Below are 20,736 nucleotides of genomic sequence, written 5' to 3' on the forward strand. Positions count from 1 at the left end.
TTCAAATGAAAAGAGCTTTACTCCTCGGGTTGCTATTGGCAGCCTTCCCCCTGTTTGCACAAGATTTTAACATGAAACTCGCGGGCGACCTCAAGCCCCGCAACATTGGCCCCGGCGGCATGAGTGGCCGGGTAACGGCCATTGACGTGGTAACCGACAATCCCGACGTCATGTATGCAGGGACTGCTTCCGGTGGCCTTTGGAAGTCTACCTCAGGCGGTATCAAATGGGAGCCCATTTTTGACGATCAACCTACGGCAAGTATCGGCGCAGTGGCGATTCAGCAAAGTAACCCCTCAGTCATTTGGGTGGGTACCGGCGAAGGGAACCCTCGTAACTCCCTCAATGGCGGCTACGGAGTGTACCGCAGTCTGGACGGCGGAAAATCCTGGCAATCTATGGGCCTGGAGGAAACCCGGCATATCCACAGAATTATCGTAGATCCTACCGATCCCAATACCGTCTACGTCGGTGCCATCGGAACGCCCTGGGGCGAGCACCCGCAACGTGGGGTATTTAAAACTACGGATGGCGGGAAAACCTGGAATAAAATTCTCTTCGTTAATAATAAGACAGGGGTTGGAGACATGGTCATGGACCCTACGAATCCCAACAAACTCCTGGTAGGTATGTGGGAGCACCGTCGCTGGCCCTGGTTCTTTGAATCGGGAGGACCTGGAAGCGGGCTGTACATGACCCATGACGGGGGTGCTACCTGGAAACAACTCGGGGAAAACGATGGTTTGCCTAAAGGGGATTTGGGACGAATTGGCCTGGCTATTGCGCCCGGCAAGCCCAACATTATATACGCATTAATCGAATCCAAGAAAAATGCGCTTTATAAATCTGAGGACGGCGGGTTCAAGTGGAAAAAGATCAACGACAAAAACGATATCGGAAACCGACCTTTCTATTATTCGGATATCCATGTAGATCCGCAGAACGAAAATCGCATCTATTCGGTTTTTACCTATGTGAATGTGAGCGAGGACGGAGGAAAGAATTTCTCCCAGTTAATGCCCGCTTATGGAGTAGATAATGGCGTACACCCCGATCACCATGCCTGGTGGATCCATCCGGAAAACGGGCAATTTATGATGGACGGTAATGACGGCGGGCTCAACCTTACCAAGGATGGCGGGAAAACCTGGCGATTTGTAGGTAACCTGCCCGTAGCCCAGTTCTATCATATTTCGGTAGACAATGAGTTTCCCTACAATGTTTACGGCGGTATGCAGGACAACGGTTCCTGGCGCGGACCGGCCTATGTGTGGCGAGCCCAGGGTATCCGCAACGATTACTGGCAGGAAATCGCATTCGGCGACGGTTTTGATGTAGTCCCCGACCCGGACGACAGTCGCTACGGTTATGCCATGAGCCAGGAAGGTTTTGTGGTACGCTACGATTGGATCACAGGGGATGGATACATCGTTAGGCCTACCTCGCCGGACGACTCTACGCGTCTGCGCTTTAACTGGAATTCGGCCATTGGGCAGGATCCCTTCGATAACAATACCGTTTATTTTGGCAGCCAGTTTGTGCACAAAAGCCGGGATAAGGGACTTACCTGGGAGGTTATTTCCCCGGACCTGACCACGAACAATCCGGAGAAGCAAAAACAAACCGAAAGTGGGGGGCTCACCATGGATGCCACTGGTGCAGAAAATCACACGACCCTGCTGGTCATTGAACCTTCACCAGTAGAGCGCAATATGCTCTGGGTCGGTTCCGATGATGGCCGGGTTCATTACACCGCCAACGGCGGGGAGAGCTGGACGGAAGTTACCGGGAACATCAAAGGACTGCCAGCAGGAAGCTGGATCCCGCAGATTAAGGCTTCGGCCACCCGTCCCGGAGAGGCCCTGTTGGTCGCGAATGATTATCGGCGCTATAACTATACCCCCTATGCCTGGCGTACCCGGGATTATGGAAGGTCTTGGCAGCGCATAGTAGACAGCGAGGATGTGGGTTCCTATGTACTGTCAATCGTTGAGGACAAGGAGAATCCCAACCTGATGTTCCTGGGTACCGACGACGGTTTATATTATTCCCTCAATGCAGGAGGAAGCTGGGATAAGTGGGATCACGGTTTCCCTACCGTAAGTACCAAAGACTTGGTGATCCACCCGCGCGAACAGGACCTGATCATTGGAACCTTTGGTCGCGCAGCCTGGGTACTGGACGATATCCGTCCCCTTCGCGCTATGGCTGGAAACAGCGGCATATTGGCGAAAGATGTTGCCCTTTTTCCGGCACCAACAGCCTACGATGCCGCATACCAGCAACCTACTGGAAGCCGATTCGGAGGAGATGCTTTGTTTAATGGCGAGAACCGGCGTGGCGGCGCTATGATTACGTACTACCTCAAAGAAGGCAAGAAAGATCGCAAACCGGATCCCAAGAAAGAAGTAAAGAATGAGGCTGATAAAAACGCTGAAGATGGGGATACTGAAGCCATGGTCGCTGATAAGAAGCCCACAAAGGATTCCGTAATCTTTAAGTTTTACGATGGGGAGCGCCTGATTCGAACCTTGAAGTATAAGACCCCGGATTCAGCAGGATTGCATCGCATCTATTGGGGGCTGGATGAGGCCGGGGCCGACCGGCCCTCTCGCAGTCTGCGCAAGCGCAACCGGGAACCAGGAGGTCCAACCGTAAAACCGGGAACATATAAAGTAGTTGCTCATTTTGGGGAAGCTAAGGATTCAACCACGGTCACCGTGGCAACCGATCCCCGACTCGATGTGCCTGCTAAGGCAATAGATGATGCCTACGCGGCAGCTACCAAACTGGAAGGATGGCAACAAACGGCGGCCGATGCCATGAAACAGTTGGCGGAGAGCAAGAAAACAGCCGAGGACCTGATGAAGACCCTGAAGGACAAAGACAAAGAGGGCTTTAAGGACGAACAGAAGGCTTCCAAGGCCATTGTAAAAGATATCGATTCGGTAATGGCACTCTACCTGGGCAAAGAGGACAAACGCCAGGGGATAACCGCTACCAAAGAAGTCCCCGTTAGTGAGCGTATGCAATGGGCATATTACTACTCGGTAACACGGCCCAATGGGCTAACCGCAACAGAACAGCGTTTGATGGAATTTGCGGAGCAGGATCTCAATGCGTTTTTAGATGCTACCAATGCCTTTTTTACCGAGAAATGGCCGGAATACAAAGCCACCATCGAGGCCCTGGAACTTTCTCCTTTCAAAGAGACCGAGTCGTTTAAAATAGATGAGTGATCCGCGGCCTTTGAGAAGCGTGTAACCCGAGGGCGCCGAAATGCGTCCAACCGATTAATAAAAACAACAACAATGAAACGCACTATTTATGGCCTTGGGCTTGCCCTGATATTTGGGACGGCCTGCAAGGAGGAACCCAAAGAACCCTCGATTGCCGAGAGTCTGAAATCCTATACCATCGAACAGATGATGGATAATGAGAATGTCGGAGGTGGAAGCTTCTCTTACGACAATTCCAAACTCCTGGTATCGAGCAACCGATCCGGCATCTACAACATGTACTCGGTTTCGACAGCGGATGGTACCTGGACGCCGGTAACAGAATCAGATAGCTCATCTGTTTTTGCAGTCGCTTACTTTCCGGAGGACGATCGCAAGCTGTTCCGAATGGATAACAATGGGGATGAAATCTATCACATATTCCTGATGGAGGAAGATGGTTCCTCAAGGGATTTAACCCCTGATGAAGGTGCGCGAGCCTTCTTTAACGGGTGGTCTGAGGATAAAAAGTCCTTCTTTTATTCCTCCAATGCCCGGGACAATCGGTTTTCCGATTATTTCCGAATGGATTTAGAGACATTCACGCCGGAATTGGTTTATCAGAACGACCAGGGGTACGACCTGAATATGATTTCCGATAATGGTCGGTACGTGCTGTATGCCAAAAATTTAAATACCAATGACAGTGACCTCTTCCTCCTGGATCTGGAAAGTGGAGAAACGGTACAGATCAATGAGAATCAATCAGCCAATGCCGCAGAAGACTTCGGTCCTGACGGCAAGTTCTTTTACTATACTACAGACGACGGAGCTGAATTCTCCTACCTGAAGCGCTACAACCTGGAAACCGGGGAGCGGGAAAAGGTAATGGAGAAAGACTGGGATATTATGGGCAGTTACTTCACTGACGGAGGAAGCTATCAGGTTACCTATGTAAACGAAGATGCTAAGAATGCCATAGAGGTTCTCGACGTAGAGACGGGGCAAGCTATTGAATTACCGGCTTTAGAAGGCATGGATATTACCAGTGTGGGATTCTCCAGAGATGAAACGATGATGCGTTTTTATGCCGGAGGCTCCCATACTCCTTCTAACCTCTATGTCTATAACCTGGAGAGCAAGGAAATGAAGCAGCTCTCCGACGTGTTGAATCCCGAAATCGAGGGAGAACATTTGGTCCAGGCTCAAGTAGTTCGTTTTCCATCCTTCGACGGGCTGGAGATTCCTGCCATCTATTACAAGCCCCATCAGGCCAGTGAAGCTAATCCGGCACCTGCTCTGGTCTGGGTACACGGTGGTCCCGGAGGGCAATCCCGCCAGAATTTTAATTCGGCCTTGCAGTATTTCGTAAACCACGGATATGCAATACTGGCCGTGAATAATCGCGGGAGTTCAGGATATGGGAAAACCTTCTATCAAATGGACGATCTCAACCACGGAGACAAAGATCTCAAGGACTGTATCGCCGGAAAAGATTGGTTGGCCCAGCAAGCGGAGATAGATGGCGAAAAGATCGGAATCCTGGGAGGATCTTATGGCGGTTTTATGACTATGGCGGCCCTTACTTTTGCCCCCGAAGAATTTGAAGTAGGCGTAAATCTTTTTGGGGTAACCAACTGGATCCGCACCATCCGTTCCATCCCGCCCTGGTGGGCTTCTTTTAAAGATGCTTTATACAAGGAAATGGGAGATCCCTATTCGGCCGACTCGGTGCGTTTGCGGGAAATCTCACCCCTGTTCCATACGGATCAGGTGACCAAACCATTGATTGTTTTGCAGGGTTCTCAGGATCCCCGGGTATTGCAGGTGGAATCCGATGAAATCGTAGAAGGTGTACGAGCCAATGGCGTACCTGTTGAATACGTGCTCTTTGAGGATGAGGGACACGGATTCGTCAAAAAAGAAAATCAAATCGAGGCGTACAGCAGTATTCTGGAATTTCTGGATGTTTATTTGAAAGGAAGCAAAGAGGCCGAGGTGGAAACCGAGGCAGTGGAACAGCCCGGAATGGCTGAGGAAAGCAGCGAAGATTAAAGGCGGTTTATGGCTGTTTACTACGGGGATCCCGGGGTCCTAACCCCGCCCCGCTTTCAAATTAGCCTGTAAAGCTGTAATTTACATTCATGATCAACAATCAAAATATGTCAAAAACAGGCCGAATTTCCGGCCTGTTTTTTTTCCTGCTTATAGGCCTGGCAACATTCCAAGCCAATGCCCAGGACACGGGTGAGGACGAACTTGGGGCCTGGTATATGTACTTTGGGATGAACCGGATATCAGACGATTGGAGCATCCATTCGGAGGCCCAGTTTCGATTTTACGAAACCACCAGTAATTTCAATCAACTCCTGCTTAGAACCGGGGCCAACTACCATATTTCAGAGCGGGCGATAGCCACTCTTGGATATGCTTATATCTGGACAGACCCAACCTTTGAGGATGAACCTTTACAGGATGCTGCCTTCGCTGGGAATAGTATTGACGAGCACCGTATCTTCCAGCAATTCCTCTTGTATAACCAGGTGGGGAAATTCAAGTTTGAGCACCGGTACCGCCTGGAGCAACGTTTTCTCAGTCAGGAGTTCTCGGCCAACACCACGGTTACCGACACCCAACACCGGGCCCGGTACCGACTGCAAATTACCTACCCCTTGGGGGACACCTTTTTCATTAATTGGTACGATGAAGTATTCATTAACCTGCAATCCCCGATTTTTGGCCAGAACAGGCTATATCTGGCCTTGGGAGCCAAATTGAATGCCAGTACAAGTATCCAGGCCGGATTCCTGAAGAACAGCTTTACGGGTGCCGATTTCAATCGCCTGCAGTTAGGAGTTTTCTTTAATCCCGACTTAAGAAAGAAAGATGTACAATCATGAAAACTGAAAAGGTCACGTTTACCAATGCATCGGGGGAAGAACTGGCAGGGCGCCTGGAACTTCCGGCCAACCGGATTCCTCATCAATACGCCATTTTCGCCCATTGTTTCACCTGTTCGAAGGATTTAAAGGCTGCGCGCGAAATTACCCGTGCCCTTAGCGGATCGGGGTTTGGCGTGCTCCGTTTTGATTTCACGGGGTTGGGAAGCAGTGACGGGGATTTTGCAGCTACTAATTTCAGTGGAAATGTAGAGGACTTGCTGTCGGCCGCTGAATTCCTGCGGCAATCCTACAAGGCTCCTGCCCTGCTTATCGGTCATTCCCTGGGCGGAACGGCCTGCCTGACGGCAGCTTTTGAACTACCGGAGGTGAAAGCTGTAGCAACCATCGGCTCGCCTTCGAACCCGGTCCATGTCAAGCACCTTTTCAGTCAGAAGTTAGACACAATTAAGGAGGAAGGAAGTGCTGAGGTACAGATCGGTGGACGTCCCTTTAAAATCCAGCGACAATTCGTGGAAGACCTCAATCAGCACCCCCTGGAAAAGCGACTCGGGAATATTGACAAGGCCCTGCTATTCCTGCATTCTCCCCAAGATACCACCGTGGAAATCCAAAATGCCGAATTGCTTTACAAAGCCGCCTGGCACCCAAAAAGTTTTGTCTCCCTGGATGGCGCGGATCACTTGCTGAGCAGGGCTGCTGACGCCGCCTACGCCGGGAAGGTAATAGCCGGATGGGCCACGCGCTATCTTCCGGAACCGGAGGATAAATCCCTGAAAAGCGCTAAACAAGTGGTCGCCAGTCTGGACAAAGAAGCCGCGTTTACAACCGAAATGAAAGTAGGGCGCCATCGGCTTACTGCAGATGAACCCGAAGATTTTGGCGGGAATGATTTTGGACCTTCCCCCTATGAGCTGGTGAGTGCAGGACTGGCCGCATGCACTGCTATGACGCTTCAGCTCTATGCCAAACGAAAAGATTGGGATCTGCAAAACGTTGAGGTACATATTTCACACGAGAAGGATCACGCCGTCGACAGCCAGGAATGCGAAGAGCGCGGGGCCAAAATCGATGTCTTCCAGCGCGAGATAAAACTGCGTGGCGACCTCGACGACGCACAGCGGGATAAATTTCTGGAAATTGCCGATAAGTGCCCGGTTCACCGCACCTTACATGGGGAGATTGAAGTACGCACCAAACTTTCCGACGACTGATTATATGGACTCTGAAAAAATTGAGATTCGCGTTGGAGAATCGCACAACCTGATCCTTCCCGATGCCCTGGTTACCCCATTTTTAGAAACGGGAAAAAACCGGGCCGAAGTAGTGGTTGAGTTTGAGGGAAAAACGTTGAGCTTCCATGCTGCCCTGCGCAAATACAAGGGACGCTTCCAGATTATGTTCAGCAAAAACAAACAAAAGGAGTTGGGGGTATTTCCCAATGATTATATCCGACTATACCTGAGAAAAGATACCACCCGTTATGGCGTGGAAATGCCCGAGGAATTGACCGAAGTGTTTTATCAGGACCCCGAGGCACATGAATTATTCAAGACGCTGAGCGATGGGGCCTGCCGATCCGTAATCTATGCTGTACTCCGCTATAAGACACCACAGCGGCGTGTAGAATTAGCCCTTGAGGTATGTAACCGGCTGAAAGATGGCATTCGATCCGGCCGCGAGCTGGTGCTGGGACCGAAATCCAACTAGCCTGCAAACTTGAACTACCTCACTAATTTGACTATCTTTAAGGGGAAACCTAAAAACAATACCATGAAAAAATTACCGCTTTTACTCTTATCCCTTTCACTGCTTACCGGTGTAGGCTGTAAAGAAGCTAAAAAAGAGGCTGAAGCTGCTGCGGAGGATATGGAAACTACCGCTGAGGATGCCTTGGAGGAGATGAAGGCAGAGATGACGGAAGAGAAAATTGCCTTTAAAATGGAGCCCAAAAGCGATAGTGGGGTGCAGGGGGAAGTCTCATTTACCGAAAAGGATGGTTCGGTAATGATGCATGCTTCCTTTACCGGTTTGAGTGCCGGGGAACACGCCATTCACATCCATGAGAAAGCCGATTGTTCCGCTGCTGATGGGACTTCGACTGGCGGACACTGGAATCCGACCAGCGAACCGCATGGCAAGTGGGGCGACGAAGGGGGATATCACAAAGGAGATATCGGAAACTTCACTGCAGATGAAGCCGGGAATGGCATGGTTGAATTTGAGACCGACCAATGGTGTATTGGTTGTGATGACCCTGCAAAAAATATTGTTGGCAAGGCCGTTATTGTGCATCAGGGAACCGATGATTTTACGTCACAACCCAGCGGAGCAGCAGGAGCGCGCATTTCCTGTACAGGAATTATCGAATAGCCCGGATAGTTAAAATATTGCTGATTGCACAGCATAAAAAAGCCCCGAATGTATCGGGGCTTTTCTTATATGGTTTTAATTTCTAAGCTTTGTCGGAGTGGAGTGTTTTCTGAAGCGACTGATGCGCCGAATAGACCCATAGGCCCAGTATAATCATCAAAAACAACCACAAGGAAAAGAGAAAGATTTCCATAACATATAGTTTAAGGTTACTAAAGGCCCTTCCGTTTGGGGCGAGAAGGGAGATTTGGTTCTGGGTCGAAAGTATAAATATTTTGTTAATAAACCTAAGAATTATTCATAGAAATGCCTGATAACATGGCATTTAGCAAAATTTTCTCCTGTTTATAACCACTTGTTACCGGGCCATTTTAAAGGCCTTATCGACCAACTGCACCATTTTGAATACATCAACGGCTTAATGAAAGAATAATCTGGGAGGTTTTTCTTACCCTGAAATATATTCTACTTTAGCCGTTTAATCCTACTTGCATTAAGTGAACCCTTCTGCATCAGGCTGGATAGACAAATTCGGACACCTGGTAAACCAATGGTCTAATTCCCCCGGGGATTTCTACAGTGTTTACCGGGATTTGAGAACCATGGGTTTTACCTATGGTATGAATGTCTCTATACCTGATTTCGTGGAGCCTGCGCATAAACTGACGCAGGATGAAATGGCCAAAATCAATTTGCTGTATGGCCTGTATGCAACCTATGTTATTCATAGGGGAAACGGGAATTTCAACGCCTTCCTGAAGGAAGTGTTTGAATTTTATCAGGACCTCGATATTGGTCGGATTTCTTTCCTGGAGAAAATACTGAGTGGCAGCAAGACTTCTGCACAACTTGAAAGGCTACTCGATTCACGAATCCACCTGGACACCAATGTGCTGACCCGCAGTTTTAATAGTCTGCTGACCAATACCATGCTTTTTGTCGATGTCCTCACCCTGGAGGCCTACTTAGTAGGAAGAGGGGACTTACAACGTTATGCGCGTAATTTGGAATACCTAAGTATCAATATCGCCTATCAGGCCCTTTCCAGTAGGGAGGAACAGCCGGAAGAGGATCGGCTCAGAGAGCTATTCAAAGCTTCCATGACATTTATGGAAGATCCCCTGGAAGAAGTTGACCTCGGGTATCGCAACATGCTTACAGAATATAAAAGAAGTTCGGCCGCCCCTTACTTCCTCGATTTGGCATGCCTGGCGGTGTGGGAGGATGCCCGGTTGCAGGGAACTGAATCCGATTTTGTTGCCGAACTGGGAAAAGAACTCGGATTTGCCGAAGAGGAAACCCAGCAGGCACTGGTCGAGGTAACTGCCTTTTTAGGGAACCACAGCGGGGAACTCCAAATCTTTCGCCGGGAGAAATTCTATGATGGGGTCAGCTCCCTGGTAGGTAAACTAATCCGGCGAAACAGTAAGCGTTTGCAGAAGGAATTATCACAGTCCCGGGACCTGGTCTTTTTGCTTTCCAAGTCTACGGTAAAAGACCTCAGTGCGAAGGAGCGTGAGCAGGTGCAAAATCAATTGCTCGACATCTTTAAGAGTATCCCGTCCCTGGCCATATTTATGCTGCCGGGAGGAGCGATATTACTACCGATTTTCATCAAACTAATTCCCAAGCTACTCCCCTCTTCCTTCGACGAAAACCGGGTCGATAAGAAGTGAAAAAACCTACCATAGATAATTTCTATAGATAGGTTTAATTATTTCTTTACTAGTATTTTAAAACTATTTGATTAAATAGTTACTCTAACCATAATTTAAAATCCTTTACCCGCTCCCTACTCACGATAATCTCCTGTTCATCATAGCGATTGAGCTTCACTTTAAGACGCGAATTGGTATAGGCTACGATGTCTTTTATGTGGTCGATATTGACGTAGAATTTTCGACTTACCCGGAAGAATTTTTGCGGGGATAATTCGGGTTCGAGTTGTTCCAAAGTAGTCTCGAGCAAGTAGGATCTGCCAGCATCTGTTGCCGCATAAGTGCCTTTGTCCTGACTGTAAAAACACTCGATTTCTTGGGCTGGAATAATCTTGAGGTGCTGCCCTACCCGAGCGGTAAATCGTTTTTTGTATTCCCGGTCGGCCGGGTTCACGAGCAGCTTTTTAATGTCCTCGAAATCGACCATGAGCCGTTCCGATTTCGGGCGCTGTTCTTTGAATTGTTTGAGGGCGGAAGTCAGGTCCTCCTCATCGATAGGCTTGAGGAGGTAATCGATGCTGTTGAGTTTAAAAGCCTGCAAAGCGTATTCGTCGTAGGCCGTTGTGAAGATGATAGGAGCTTTAACCGGGACTGCGTCAAAAATCTCGAAAGACAATCCGTCGGAGAGCTGAATGTCAAGAAAGATCAGGTCCGGATCGGAGTTGTTTCCGAACCAGGCAATTGCCTCTTCTACGGAATGCAGCATTTGGCTTACTTCCACCCCTTCGGCCTCGAGCATTCGGGACAAGCGCCTTGCGGCGGGTTTTTCATCTTCTATAATCAGTACTTGCATGTTGCGACTTATTTAAATTTCCGGGCCTCTTCTTCGTCCTGATCCATGAATTCCTGAAGCTTGCGCCGTTCCCAATCCTTTCCGAAGAATGGATTGACATTAAAAGTATTGATAAAATGAAAGCCGAGGCCTATTCCCCAAAAGAAAGGCGTAAGTAACATGGGCCATCTGAAGATAGGCTCTCCTTGGGATACGTTTTGGTATATCGACCATCCTATAATCAATAGGTTAATTACCAGGTATATGGTCAGATGCACGTAAAACCCCTTGATTTCTTCTACACGCTTTTTGGCGCGGGCGCGTTTGTCGAATTCCGCTTCCAATTGTGATGGTTCTAGTTCTTTCATGATTATTATTTGATCAATGCTGTTATTTTCGATTATTCCCAGCGGCCCCCGCGTTTTTCATCCTCTTCCATGAACTCGCGAATTTTGCGCTCTTCCCATTGCCGGTTAAAAAATGGATTCATCCGGAAAGTCCTTACGGCGTGAAAAAACAGGCCTATTCCCCAGCCCAGGGCAGCCCACAAGAACCATTTATACTCCCAATAGGTTATGTAATTGATTACAGCCAAAAGTCCTATAACAAATACATAGGAGGTAAGGTTACCGTAAAACTTTTTTAATTCTTCCACGCGCTGTTTGGCCCGGAAATACTTGCTCTCTTTATTTAATTCTTCCATGATTGTTTTCTTTTGTAAGGCTTTGCCTTGATAGGGAAAACCTCGGGTTGGATTTTCTTTTGCGTTAATCGTTGTCTTCTGCCATTAGCTCCTGGATCTTACGCTGTTCCCAGTTTTTGCCTAAAAAGATATCGTATCCGTAGACGCTAAGGGCGTGAAAGGCAAGGCCTATCCCCCAACCCAGGGCTGGAAATACGAACCAAAGGAAACTTGTGGTTTGGTAGTTGATCCAGGCCAGAATTGGAATAACCAGGCAGTAGGCCAGCAGGTTTCCATAAAATGACTTGATCTCCTCAACTTTCTTCTGGGCGCGGAGGTAACGCTCGGTTTGTTGTTGCACTTTCATCTTTGTTGTTTTTTAATGTTATAGGTCAAAGATGCGAGCTATTCCATGGTTTAGAAAAAGAACCGGACCGAACTGTTGAAATATCGTACCGAGTTGTTCTAGAAATCCTCCCGGTCCATTAATTCACGTATTTTTCGTTCCTCCCAGCGCTTTCCGAACAGTGGGTTATACCCATAAGCTTCCAGGCCGTGCATTACTAATCCAAAGCCCCAGCCTACCGCCGGAAATATCGCCCAGGGAAAATCCGAGCTACGCCAGTTAAGCCATGCCAGAAAAGGAATTACCAGGCAATAAGCCGTGAGGTTACCATAGAAATTTTTGATCGCCTCAAGCTTCTCCTTGGCTTTTTCGTATCGCTTGTCCTTAATAAAAGCTGCTGACGTCTGAGCCACAGCTACCTGATGCGTAAGCATGGGGAGTGCCACCTCAAAGGTATCCCGGGTCTTTCGTATCTCCACCTGGCGTTCTGATAGCAAAGCATAGCGCTGGCGAATATTTTCAAGACCTACCCCGCTGGATTTTTTCACCACTTCTTTTTCCTGCAAATTATTGCTGACAAGCACCTTCCCGTCGCGTTCTTCTACCTTGATGGTCAGGGGCCTGCCGGAGGTTACCACATTGTGTTTTACGGCATTCTCCAGGAGTAATTGGAGGGAGAGCGGGACAATTTTAGCATCAGGGGTAGCACTTTCCTCAGGGATCTCAAAAATAATGCTGTCTTCGAATCGCATTTTCAGCAAGCGCACATAGGTTCGCGCAAAGGCATATTCTTCCTCTATCGGTACGAGTTCCTTGTTCTTTTGCTCCAACACATAGCGATACACTTTGGATAATGAGGTCGTAAAGCGGGTGGCCTGTGACGGATCCTCATCGATCAGACTGGTCAGCACGTTGAGGCTGTTAAAGAGAAAGTGTGGGTCTAATTGGTTTTTAAGCGCGTCAAAGCGTGCCGTAGCACTACGAGCTATTATTTTCTGTTGCTTAACCCGGGTCTCCTGGCGATTCTTATAATAGTAAATCGCATAGAAGACAACGGATATTACAATGGCAATTATCAGGGAGTTCGAATAGTAATTGGCGCGTTCACCTGAGAGGAAAACATCGAATTCCACCCCCAGAATCACTGAGAATATAAGCGCGCGGGAAACGAAGATGGCCACCAGGGATACCAGCGCATTCCCCAGGATGCACAAGGCTAAATTCCTCCATTTGAAAATGGCCGGACCAAAGCGACGTAAGACATAAGCGATAAAGACCGCATTGGACATATAAATGATCCAGGAGAAGATCATGTGAAACAAGAAATCACGCCAGAAACCAGAATCCAACGAAATCTCGACACCCGTGAAATAATAAACCGCCTGGAACATCAGGAATAAGAGTATTCCGATTAACGTAGCACGTCCAAATTGGCTGAGAAAGGATTTAAGACTCATCATATAATACATAGCAGCCAGACTCCTGACCTGGTTTAAATGTAGCAAAATTGATCTTCAGTAAGGCCCTGGCAAGAAATAAGCACTGAATTGTCAGAATTAGTTACTGAACTGTAGTGGTAGCCCGATGGAAGTTTTACCTTTAACCCCAGATGTACATCCCGGATAAATATCGCGAGGCGGACCGAGAAGAAATTTTTGAATTTGTACGCGCCCATGCATTCGGCTTACTCATAAGTGCTCCAGGTACCGATTCAGGCCAAACTCCACTGGCTACACACCTGCCGCTAGATATTTTAAAGCGACCCGACGGCTCCTGGGTACTTGAAGGCCACCTGGCTCGAGCCAATCCACAAAGCAAGGCTATTGCGGACGGAACATCTGTCCTTTGTGTCTTCTCCGGACCACATGCCTACGTCTCTTCCTCCTGGTACCAGGAAGAAGAAGTGCCAACATGGAATTATATGGCTGTACACCTCAGCGGCCGGTATTATCGTCAAAGCGAAGATGAGCTCCGGGAATCACTGCGGCGGCTGGTTGACCATTATGAGAAAGATTCCGATCAGCCGGTTTCCCTGGATGGCTTTTCCAAGCCGGTTATGCGCCAGATACGCGGGATATTGGGTTTTACCATTGAAATAGATACGGTAGATGCGGCTTATAAGCTTTCACAGGGACGGGAAGCAGATCATGACCGAATTCACAAAGAATTGGATAAACGCAACGGATTATCTGCCGAAGTGAGCAAACAAATGCGGCGCAATAACTCCCGCTAAGCTTCAACAGAAATAACCTATCTTTAAGTTGTAAACCCTAAGATCATGCTCAACAGTAAATTCTGGCAGGGATTCTTTGCCCTGGGCCCAATCGTCGGCTTTATCCTGTTCTTTATTGGATACTTCCTTGCAATCCTAACCTTTGTGGGTAACATTCAGGAAATAGAAAATAGCGGAGAGCCGCCCATGGCCATCTTTGGGGGGATCGGTATTATCCTGATTGCGGCGCTTCTTCTGGCTTTAGTTTCCCTAGGAAGTCTGGTGTTCTATATCGTACATGCAACGCAAAACCCCAACTTGAAGCAGAACAACCTCCTGTTGGTCTGGATTCTGCTCTTCATTTTTGCCAGTGGGATTGGCCAACTCATTTATTGGATCGTGGAAATCCTGGGAAAAAAGAATTCGTCTGAATAGTTATTTCCATTTTTCAGCTTAAAATCACCGAATGGCCACCCGCAGATCTTTTATCGCCAAAAGCACGCAGGGCCTTTTTGCGCTTTGCCTGCCAAAAACAGTTCTGGACTTCTCCATGAATATCGAAAACCCGAAACTTTCGCTGGCACAATGGTCCTTGCACCGGGCATTGCAAAAGGGTGAATTAAAAGCCCATGATTTTCCCAAAGTCTCGCTGGAGGATTTCGGCATTCCCGCCGTGGAATATGTGAATCAGTTTTACATGAATAAAGCCAGGGATACCGCCTATTGGAAATCCCTTGCCGCCGGAACTCGCGATATGGGGGTTACCAACGTGCTGATCATGGTCGATTCGGAAGGGGATCTGGGAGATCCCAAAAATAATAAACGTATGGCTGCGGTGGACAATCATATGAAGTGGGTGGAAGCCGCCCGGATTCTTGGATGTCATTCAATACGGGTCAATGCATTTGGCAAGGGCAAGCCTGAACAACTCAAAGCAGCCTTAGTAGACGGATTAGGCGAGCTCGCGGCGCGGGCCTGGGAGCAAGGCATCTATGTGCTGATCGAAAACCACGGCCTGCATACCTCTGATGCCCGGTTCATGGTCGATATTATTACCGAAGTAGACCATCCCGGATTGGGGACCCTTCCCGATTTTGGGAACTGGTGTCTGAATAAGGAATGGGGAAGTACCATGGGCGCAGCCTGTACGGAAAACTATGGGCCCGTAAGCGGCCTTAAAGATTTCCTGCCTTTTGCTCAGGGGGTTAGCGCTAAGACCTATGCGTTTGATGCTGAAGGCAACGAAACCATATTACCCTACAAGGAATTGCTTTCACTCGTTAAAGCCAGTGGCTTCGATGGGCACATCGGTATTGAATATGAGGGCTCTGAATTGTCTGAAGCAGCAGGAATCCGCGCTACCCGGGACCTGGTAACCCGTGTCTGGGCCGATTTAGACTAAATCAAACTCCTTAGGATCCTTCGCAATGGAAATTGTAACCTATTCCCCTCAATATGCCCAGGCCTTCTACGACATCAATAAGGAGTGGATAGACCAGTACTTTACCATGGAACCGATCGACGAGGCCGTTTTGGGTGATCCGCAAACCCACATAATAAATCCCGGTGGTGAAATATGGGTGGCGCTTTTGGATCAAAAACCTGTTGGCGTTTGTGCGCTGATGCCGGATCATGACCAGGCCGGGGTTTACGAACTCACGAAAATGGGAATCCTGCCCGAAGCACAGGGTCATGGAATCGGCTACGCCCTGGGATTGGCAGTGCTGGATGGCGCCCGAAGACTCAAAGCCAGGAAGGTTTACCTGGAGAGCAACACCGTACTCACCCCGGCCATCCGGCTGTATCGCAAGTTGGGTTTTAAAGAGTTCAAAGGCCGGCATTCCCCCTATTCCCGCTGTAATATCCAGATGGAAATTTACCTGTAGTCCGCTTCCACCTTCAATTCAATCCCGGAATTTGACAATTCAGTAGCTTCAAATTTTATGAGGACGATAAGCGGTTGATATTCGCCTTGAGAATAAATCAACAAACAAAAACTTACGTCATGATTCACTTTGTCAAATTCGCCATTGTCTTTTTAATTTTCCTAAGCGCTAATGCCCAGGAACCAACCAACACAAATCCAGCGGATAGCGGGATTACCCTAACCATAGTTCTGGAAAACGTATTGAACGACCAGGGAGACATCCTTGCCGGTCTCCATACCCGCCAAACCTTTATGAAAGGAGCAGGAATCGATAATTACAAGGGGAAAGCAGCAACCGGAGAACATGTATTTGTTTTCGAGAACGTACAACCCGGCGATTATGCCGTCTCGGTATTGCATGATTTAAATTCCAATGAGCAAATGGATTTTGAAGTCAATGGAATGCCCAAGGAGCCTTACGCAATGAGCGGGAACGAAATGGCCATGGGCCCGCCTGCTTTTGGGACCTGCCATTTTGAGGTAGGATCGGAAGATCTGGAACTGAGACTGCGATTCTGAGAGGTTTTCGGTACCACGAGACATCGAAAATTAAAAATAAGAAAGGGGTTTGCTCGTTACCAGAGTAAGCCCCTAATTTTTATTTTATTGTTATGAATTTTACTAGTATTTCATTGAAAAACCAGATTTTTCGAATGGCAATGATTCTACCGGCACTCGTTTTATTTGTTGCTTGTAGTAATGACGACGATTCGTTTGCGCGATTAACGGTAAACGGAACCCTGTGGACTCCCGGTAGTTCCGACTTCAACGTCGGGGATCGTTCGGATTTCGACGGAGACGTAGACGCCAGCTTTACCGGAAACGGTGGAACGGCCACCCGTATGTTCTCCTGGAACAACAATCTGAGTACTGCGGACTACAATGCCGATATCACGGCTACTACGGCTGGATCCTTCCGCATGATCGTCGAGGATTCCCAAGGTGAGATTGTTCTGGATCGCACCATTCAAGGTGGGTCGGAGCCTGATTCAATAGACGGAGTAACTTCTGCTGGTGCTTCCGGAATCTGGGTAGTAACTATTGAAGTCAACGATTTCAGCGGAGACGGAAGTTTTTCGTTAAGCGAAGGCAACTAAGCTCATCGGAATTTCCCGCATCTGATTGACAATCCAATACAGATAGATTACAGCCCCGGCCCGAAAAGCCGGGGCTTTTTGTACCTTGACGGGCCTTATGTATTTTTGAAACAGGGGTCCTGGACCCTGGCCATTTTGCCAAACTGACCAATAGATGACCATTACCCAACTACAATACGTCCTTGCCGTAGCCGAGTTCAGGAATTTTACCGTTGCCGCAGAAAAGAGCTTTGTGACCCAGCCAACCTTGAGCATGCAGGTCCAAAAACTGGAGGACGAACTGGATGTACAAATTTTTGATCGCAGTAAAAAGCCGATAGGAATTACTGACGCCGGCCAGAAAATAGTAGACCAGGCGCGAAACATCGTAAATGAAGCTTCGCGGATTCGGGATATTGTGGATCAGGAGAAGGGCTTTATCGGGGGCACCTTTACCCTGGGGATTATTCCCACCGTAATGCCTACGCTCTTACCGATGTTTCTAAAGAATTTCGTCTCACGTTATCCGAAAGTCCGGCTGGTCATCCGGGAACAAAATACAGAAGCCCTGATAGAAAATCTCAAAGAAGGTCATCTGGATGCGGCCATTGCCGCCACTCCCCTCGGCGTGGAAAGCCTTACGGAACGCCCGCTTTACTACGAGCCTTTTGTAGCCTATGTGCCTGAAGGACACCGGTTATCGGCCAAAGAGAAATTAGCTCCGGAAGACCTGGCGCTGCAGGACATCCTCCTCCTACAGGATGGGCACTGCTTCCGGGATGGGGTAATTAACCTCTGTAAATCCGGAGATTCCGATTCGAATGAACCTTTTGAACTGGAAAGTGGAAGTTTTGAAACGCTAATCAGGCTTTCGGACGAAGGCCTGGGCATGACCCTGCTCCCTTATCTGCATACACTGGATCTCGATCCTAAACGCAAAAAAAGACTGCGGTTTTTTACAGAACCCCCTCCAGCCCGGGAGGTGAGCCTGATCTATCACCGCAAGGAGCTTAAATTCCAGATTAGCGAGGCGCTGAAGGAAGTGATCTCCGGAGTAGTGCGCGGCGCGATTCGTTTTCAGGATGTGCAAATTATCAGTCCTACCCTGAATGGCGCTAAAAAGTAAAAACCCCGCCGAAGCGAGGTTTTTGTTATGCTGGTAATAGTAGAATACTTTGCTGTAATTCGGGCTTATCCGTTGTAAATTGCAGTAGCCATTGGCGTAGTTCCTCGATCTCATTGGGCAGCAGCCGCTTGATCGCTTTTTTCAGCTCATGAGTAAAGAGCCGGGCATCAAAACTTACTTTTTGGAGGACTGTTTTCGAGTACTCCAACATGGATTTGGCCATAATTCAGAGTGTTTAGTTAGACGTTGTTCATCAAAATTAACCAAAACAGCTTCGATTTTATTGCTGTATTTTCGTTAAAAAGCGTAAAAATTATCCCAAAGTTTCTAACAATACAATGAGACAAGGCTTTGCGAGACTATTGTTTGCAGCGCTCGGTGCGATCTTACTGGGCTGCTCTCCAACTAAGAAACTGGTCCGACACCTGGAAGGGCAACTAAATGCCCCTGCTTTTGAACGCCAATTCACCGGGGTACTACTCCTGGATGCAGAAACCCGGGATACGCTGGTCGCTTACAATGCTTCCAAACCCTTTATCCCCGCGAGCAACGTGAAGTTATTAACCCTGTATACAGGGCTGAACATGCTGCCGGATAAACTTCCTGCTTTGAAGTACCATCAGGCAGGCGATACACTCTATATCCTGGGCACCGGATACCCGGCAACCTTGGAACCCTTTTTTAAAGATAGTACTGTCCTGAAATTTCTGGGCACCGCCAAAAAAGTAATTATTGAAAACGGAAATTTGGAAAGCGCCGCCTATGGCCCGGGTTGGGCCTGGGACGATTACCGCAGCGCTTACATGCTCCAACGCAGCGCCATGCCCATTTATGGCAACGTCAGGACCCTGTTTTGGGAAAATAATGCTGTTCAGGTTGTTCCTCCTGAGCTTCCACGGAAAGCAGGCCCTGCGGATTACGCCATTGAACAGATCACCCCTGCCAATCTTCCCCGGAGAATTCCGGAACTGGGAGATACCCTCTATTTTCCCATATCATCAAGACCGGAGGTAGAACGAACCCGCTGGCAGTACGCCACATCAAAATACCTGGGTAGACCTGTTTTCTGGGTGTCCAGGGACCAGGATGGCGAAGCGGATCCCGGCGGTTTAGCTACCACAGCATATTCAATCCTTCCGGGAATTACTGCAGATACACTTTACGGACGCATGATGCAAACCAGTGACAACTTTCTGGCCGAGCAAATCATGCTGATGGCCTCCAGTACCCTGGGGGATAGCCTCAGTTTTGAAAAGGCAAAAACGTATGCCCTGGAACAATTGCTTCCCGGACTACCCCAGGAGCCTCGCTGGGTAGACGGATCGGGATTGAGCCGGTACAACCTGATTAGTCCTGCTGCACTGGTATATCTGCTGGATCGCATGTACCAGGAGATTCCACGGGAGCGTTTATTTGGTTTACTGGCCTCCGGAAAGGCACAAGGCACTTTAGATGGAATGTACCTTGAAGACGACGCACCCTTTGTTTACGCCAAGACCGGCACCCTCAGCAACAACCACAACCTCAGTGGTTACCTGCTAACACGCTCGGGGAAGACCGTTATCTTTTCCTTCATGAACAACCACTATCAGGAACCTACTTCTGTAGTTAAGGCCCGTATGGCGGGCTGGCTTCGCGAAGTCTATGAACGGTACTAGTATGCTGAAGCAGCTCCTTTAGATCTCAACGCTCAAAGCCCGGTTTAAATAGCGGCGGAATGGAAGCATTTCAAAATAGGTGTCCAAAATCAGGTTCTGGAAATCGGGACTTAGGATATCTTCGCGGCTAATGGTCCGTTCAACAGCCAGGGTTTTATGCTTCAGCAAGGCCGCGTGCGGATGGTCCGGATTAAAACCCTTGGGCATCCGCTGTAAAACCTGATCCTCGTATAAGCCCCCGAACATGGCCTTAAAACTGGGGGTATCCAGGATCTCCTGCATCACTTCGCCATCGTAATCTATGGCTTCCCGCACTTTGCGCAATTTCTTGGGGCCCGGCCGCCATAACCCGCCGGCAAGCAGGCAATCCCCTACTCCAATTTGAATATAAAAATCCGCGGTTCCCGGAGCTTTATCCAGACCAGCTCCAAAATGATCCTTATATACCGGACGATCCGGGTGAAACATAAGATTGTTGTTAATGCGGTTAATCCCTTGTTTCCCCGGGGTGGGATAGTAATCGGGATCGCGCTGATCGAGGATAGCATCGAGCTCGTCCAGCCATTGGATAAAATCATTTCTGATTTTGTGGTATTCTGCGCGATGCTCGTCCATCCAGGCTTTGTGGTTATTTCGCCAAAGCCGTTCTAAAAAATCAAAAAGGGCATGAAAATTCATGCCCTGAAGATACTTAAGCTTCTGCTGATTGTAAAGTGCCGGAAACTGGC

General features: G+C 48.5%; 22 protein-coding genes. 15 read left to right on the plus strand and 7 right to left on the minus strand.

The genetic code is table 11. The annotated features are described in order from the left end of the window. Nucleotides 1-5 precede the first annotated feature (5 nt). The 7 genes from BM318_RS00460 to BM318_RS00490 all read left to right on the plus strand — a co-directional run bounded on the left by BM318_RS00460 (nucleotide 6) and on the right by BM318_RS00490 (nucleotide 10,167). Nucleotides 6-3,239 (plus strand): VPS10 domain-containing protein, encoded by a 3,234-nt coding sequence (locus BM318_RS00460; protein ID WP_092979815.1) that lies wholly within the window; start codon nucleotides 6-8, stop codon nucleotides 3,237-3,239. Nucleotides 3,240-3,311: 72 nt separating this feature from the next. Continuing rightward, nucleotides 3,312-5,273 (plus strand): S9 family peptidase, encoded by a 1,962-nt coding sequence (locus BM318_RS00465; protein ID WP_092979817.1) that lies wholly within the window; start codon nucleotides 3,312-3,314, stop codon nucleotides 5,271-5,273. An 89-nt stretch (nucleotides 5,274-5,362) separates the two neighbouring features. After that, a complete protein-coding gene (locus BM318_RS00470) occupies nucleotides 5,363-6,118 on the plus strand; it encodes a DUF2490 domain-containing protein (RefSeq protein WP_092979818.1) in 756 nt (251 codons plus the stop codon). Further along, a complete protein-coding gene (locus BM318_RS00475) occupies nucleotides 6,115-7,332 on the plus strand; it encodes a bifunctional alpha/beta hydrolase/OsmC family protein (protein WP_092979819.1) in 1,218 nt (405 codons plus the stop codon). The genes BM318_RS00470 and BM318_RS00475 overlap by 4 nt, the downstream gene beginning before the upstream one ends. 4 nt (nucleotides 7,333-7,336) lie before the next feature. Then, entirely contained in the window at nucleotides 7,337-7,828 is a 492-nt protein-coding gene (locus BM318_RS00480; RefSeq protein WP_177218230.1) for a YdeI/OmpD-associated family protein, read from the plus strand. A gap of 63 nt (nucleotides 7,829-7,891) precedes the next feature. Further along, the gene (locus tag BM318_RS00485) at nucleotides 7,892-8,491 is read left to right on the plus strand and encodes a superoxide dismutase family protein (protein ID WP_092979821.1); all 600 of its coding nucleotides are present in this window, start codon (nucleotides 7,892-7,894) and stop codon (nucleotides 8,489-8,491) included. Between the two features lie 497 nt (nucleotides 8,492-8,988). Beyond that, nucleotides 8,989-10,167, plus strand: a complete 1,179-nt coding sequence (locus BM318_RS00490) for an LETM1-related biofilm-associated protein (protein WP_092979823.1) — start codon at nucleotides 8,989-8,991, stop codon at nucleotides 10,165-10,167. 79 nt (nucleotides 10,168-10,246) lie between these two features. Here the strand turns inward: BM318_RS00490 and BM318_RS00495 are convergent, their stop codons facing one another. From BM318_RS00495 to BM318_RS00515, 5 genes are all read right to left on the minus strand, one after another. Beyond that, complete coding sequence (locus BM318_RS00495; protein ID WP_092979824.1) at nucleotides 10,247-11,002, minus strand: LytR/AlgR family response regulator transcription factor; 756 nt, start codon at nucleotides 11,000-11,002, stop codon at nucleotides 10,247-10,249. Between the two features lie 8 nt (nucleotides 11,003-11,010). Continuing rightward, on the minus strand, nucleotides 11,011-11,349 hold the full coding sequence (locus tag BM318_RS00500; RefSeq protein ID WP_245759697.1) for a 2TM domain-containing protein: 339 nt from the start codon (nucleotides 11,347-11,349) through the stop codon (nucleotides 11,011-11,013). Nucleotides 11,350-11,381: 32 nt separating this feature from the next. Further along, entirely contained in the window at nucleotides 11,382-11,684 is a 303-nt protein-coding gene (locus BM318_RS00505) for a 2TM domain-containing protein (protein WP_092979825.1), read from the minus strand. A gap of 64 nt (nucleotides 11,685-11,748) precedes the next feature. Next, complete coding sequence (locus BM318_RS00510) at nucleotides 11,749-12,030, minus strand: 2TM domain-containing protein (RefSeq protein WP_092979827.1); 282 nt, start codon at nucleotides 12,028-12,030, stop codon at nucleotides 11,749-11,751. A gap of 98 nt (nucleotides 12,031-12,128) precedes the next feature. Continuing rightward, a complete protein-coding gene (locus tag BM318_RS00515; RefSeq protein ID WP_245759698.1) occupies nucleotides 12,129-13,514 on the minus strand; it encodes a 2TM domain-containing protein in 1,386 nt (461 codons plus the stop codon). Nucleotides 13,515-13,618: 104 nt separating this feature from the next. Between BM318_RS00515 and BM318_RS00520 the strand changes: the two genes are divergently transcribed. From BM318_RS00520 to BM318_RS00555, 7 genes are all read left to right on the plus strand, one after another. After that, complete coding sequence (locus tag BM318_RS00520) at nucleotides 13,619-14,242, plus strand: FMN-binding negative transcriptional regulator (RefSeq protein ID WP_092979829.1); 624 nt, start codon at nucleotides 13,619-13,621, stop codon at nucleotides 14,240-14,242. A 45-nt stretch (nucleotides 14,243-14,287) separates the two neighbouring features. Next, nucleotides 14,288-14,656, plus strand: a complete 369-nt coding sequence (locus BM318_RS00525; RefSeq protein ID WP_092979831.1) for a hypothetical protein — start codon at nucleotides 14,288-14,290, stop codon at nucleotides 14,654-14,656. Nucleotides 14,657-14,687: 31 nt separating this feature from the next. Beyond that, the gene (locus tag BM318_RS00530; protein WP_092979833.1) at nucleotides 14,688-15,623 is read left to right on the plus strand and encodes a sugar phosphate isomerase/epimerase family protein; all 936 of its coding nucleotides are present in this window, start codon (nucleotides 14,688-14,690) and stop codon (nucleotides 15,621-15,623) included. A gap of 25 nt (nucleotides 15,624-15,648) precedes the next feature. Next, on the plus strand, nucleotides 15,649-16,107 hold the full coding sequence (locus tag BM318_RS00535; protein ID WP_092979835.1) for a GNAT family N-acetyltransferase: 459 nt from the start codon (nucleotides 15,649-15,651) through the stop codon (nucleotides 16,105-16,107). Between the two features lie 119 nt (nucleotides 16,108-16,226). Next, the gene (locus BM318_RS00540) at nucleotides 16,227-16,667 is read left to right on the plus strand and encodes a DUF2141 domain-containing protein (RefSeq protein ID WP_092979837.1); all 441 of its coding nucleotides are present in this window, start codon (nucleotides 16,227-16,229) and stop codon (nucleotides 16,665-16,667) included. A 134-nt stretch (nucleotides 16,668-16,801) separates the two neighbouring features. Continuing rightward, on the plus strand, nucleotides 16,802-17,245 hold the full coding sequence (locus BM318_RS00545) for a hypothetical protein (RefSeq protein ID WP_092981997.1): 444 nt from the start codon (nucleotides 16,802-16,804) through the stop codon (nucleotides 17,243-17,245). 154 nt (nucleotides 17,246-17,399) lie between these two features. Next, nucleotides 17,400-18,350 (plus strand): hydrogen peroxide-inducible genes activator, encoded by a 951-nt coding sequence (locus BM318_RS00555; protein ID WP_092979841.1) that lies wholly within the window; start codon nucleotides 17,400-17,402, stop codon nucleotides 18,348-18,350. 25 nt (nucleotides 18,351-18,375) lie between these two features. Here BM318_RS00555 and BM318_RS00560 read toward each other — a convergent pair whose 3' ends face one another. Beyond that, nucleotides 18,376-18,573 carry a hypothetical protein gene (locus BM318_RS00560; protein ID WP_092979843.1) on the minus strand — a complete coding sequence of 66 codons (198 nt, stop codon included), beginning with the start codon at nucleotides 18,571-18,573 and terminating at the stop codon, nucleotides 18,376-18,378. A gap of 115 nt (nucleotides 18,574-18,688) precedes the next feature. Here BM318_RS00560 and BM318_RS00565 point away from each other — a divergent pair, with 115 nt between their 5' ends. Beyond that, nucleotides 18,689-20,008 carry a D-alanyl-D-alanine carboxypeptidase gene (locus BM318_RS00565; RefSeq protein ID WP_092979845.1) on the plus strand — a complete coding sequence of 440 codons (1,320 nt, stop codon included), beginning with the start codon at nucleotides 18,689-18,691 and terminating at the stop codon, nucleotides 20,006-20,008. A gap of 18 nt (nucleotides 20,009-20,026) precedes the next feature. Here the strand turns inward: BM318_RS00565 and BM318_RS00570 are convergent, their stop codons facing one another. Further along, complete coding sequence (locus tag BM318_RS00570) at nucleotides 20,027-20,686, minus strand: DUF2461 domain-containing protein (protein ID WP_092979847.1); 660 nt, start codon at nucleotides 20,684-20,686, stop codon at nucleotides 20,027-20,029. Between the last annotated feature and the right edge of the window lie 50 nt (nucleotides 20,687-20,736).

This window comes from Robiginitalea myxolifaciens, assembly GCF_900115205.1.
Taxonomy (GTDB): Bacteria; Bacteroidota; Bacteroidia; order Flavobacteriales; family Flavobacteriaceae; genus Robiginitalea; species Robiginitalea myxolifaciens.

Coding starts and splice junctions, on each gene's coding strand:
- BM318_RS00460 (WP_092979815.1), top strand. CDS start 6: ATGAAAAGAGCTTTACTCCTCGGGTTGCTATTGGCAGCCTTCCCCCTG.
- BM318_RS00465 (WP_092979817.1), top strand. CDS start 3,312: ATGAAACGCACTATTTATGGCCTTGGGCTTGCCCTGATATTTGGGACG.
- BM318_RS00470 (WP_092979818.1), top strand. CDS start 5,363: ATGATCAACAATCAAAATATGTCAAAAACAGGCCGAATTTCCGGCCTG.
- BM318_RS00475 (WP_092979819.1), top strand. CDS start 6,115: ATGAAAACTGAAAAGGTCACGTTTACCAATGCATCGGGGGAAGAACTG.
- BM318_RS00480 (WP_177218230.1), top strand. CDS start 7,337: ATGGACTCTGAAAAAATTGAGATTCGCGTTGGAGAATCGCACAACCTG.
- BM318_RS00485 (WP_092979821.1), top strand. CDS start 7,892: ATGAAAAAATTACCGCTTTTACTCTTATCCCTTTCACTGCTTACCGGT.
- BM318_RS00495 (WP_092979824.1), bottom strand. CDS start 11,002: ATGCAAGTACTGATTATAGAAGATGAAAAACCCGCCGCAAGGCGCTTG.
- BM318_RS00500 (WP_245759697.1), bottom strand. CDS start 11,349: ATGAAAGAACTAGAACCATCACAATTGGAAGCGGAATTCGACAAACGC.
- BM318_RS00505 (WP_092979825.1), bottom strand. CDS start 11,684: ATGGAAGAATTAAATAAAGAGAGCAAGTATTTCCGGGCCAAACAGCGC.
- BM318_RS00510 (WP_092979827.1), bottom strand. CDS start 12,030: ATGAAAGTGCAACAACAAACCGAGCGTTACCTCCGCGCCCAGAAGAAA.
- BM318_RS00520 (WP_092979829.1), top strand. CDS start 13,619: ATGTACATCCCGGATAAATATCGCGAGGCGGACCGAGAAGAAATTTTT.
- BM318_RS00525 (WP_092979831.1), top strand. CDS start 14,288: ATGCTCAACAGTAAATTCTGGCAGGGATTCTTTGCCCTGGGCCCAATC.
- BM318_RS00530 (WP_092979833.1), top strand. CDS start 14,688: ATGGCCACCCGCAGATCTTTTATCGCCAAAAGCACGCAGGGCCTTTTT.
- BM318_RS00535 (WP_092979835.1), top strand. CDS start 15,649: ATGGAAATTGTAACCTATTCCCCTCAATATGCCCAGGCCTTCTACGAC.
- BM318_RS00540 (WP_092979837.1), top strand. CDS start 16,227: ATGATTCACTTTGTCAAATTCGCCATTGTCTTTTTAATTTTCCTAAGC.
- BM318_RS00545 (WP_092981997.1), top strand. CDS start 16,802: ATGGCAATGATTCTACCGGCACTCGTTTTATTTGTTGCTTGTAGTAAT.
- BM318_RS00555 (WP_092979841.1), top strand. CDS start 17,400: ATGACCATTACCCAACTACAATACGTCCTTGCCGTAGCCGAGTTCAGG.
- BM318_RS00560 (WP_092979843.1), bottom strand. CDS start 18,573: ATGGCCAAATCCATGTTGGAGTACTCGAAAACAGTCCTCCAAAAAGTA.
- BM318_RS00565 (WP_092979845.1), top strand. CDS start 18,689: ATGAGACAAGGCTTTGCGAGACTATTGTTTGCAGCGCTCGGTGCGATC.
- BM318_RS00570 (WP_092979847.1), bottom strand. CDS start 20,686: ATGAATTTTCATGCCCTTTTTGATTTTTTAGAACGGCTTTGGCGAAAT.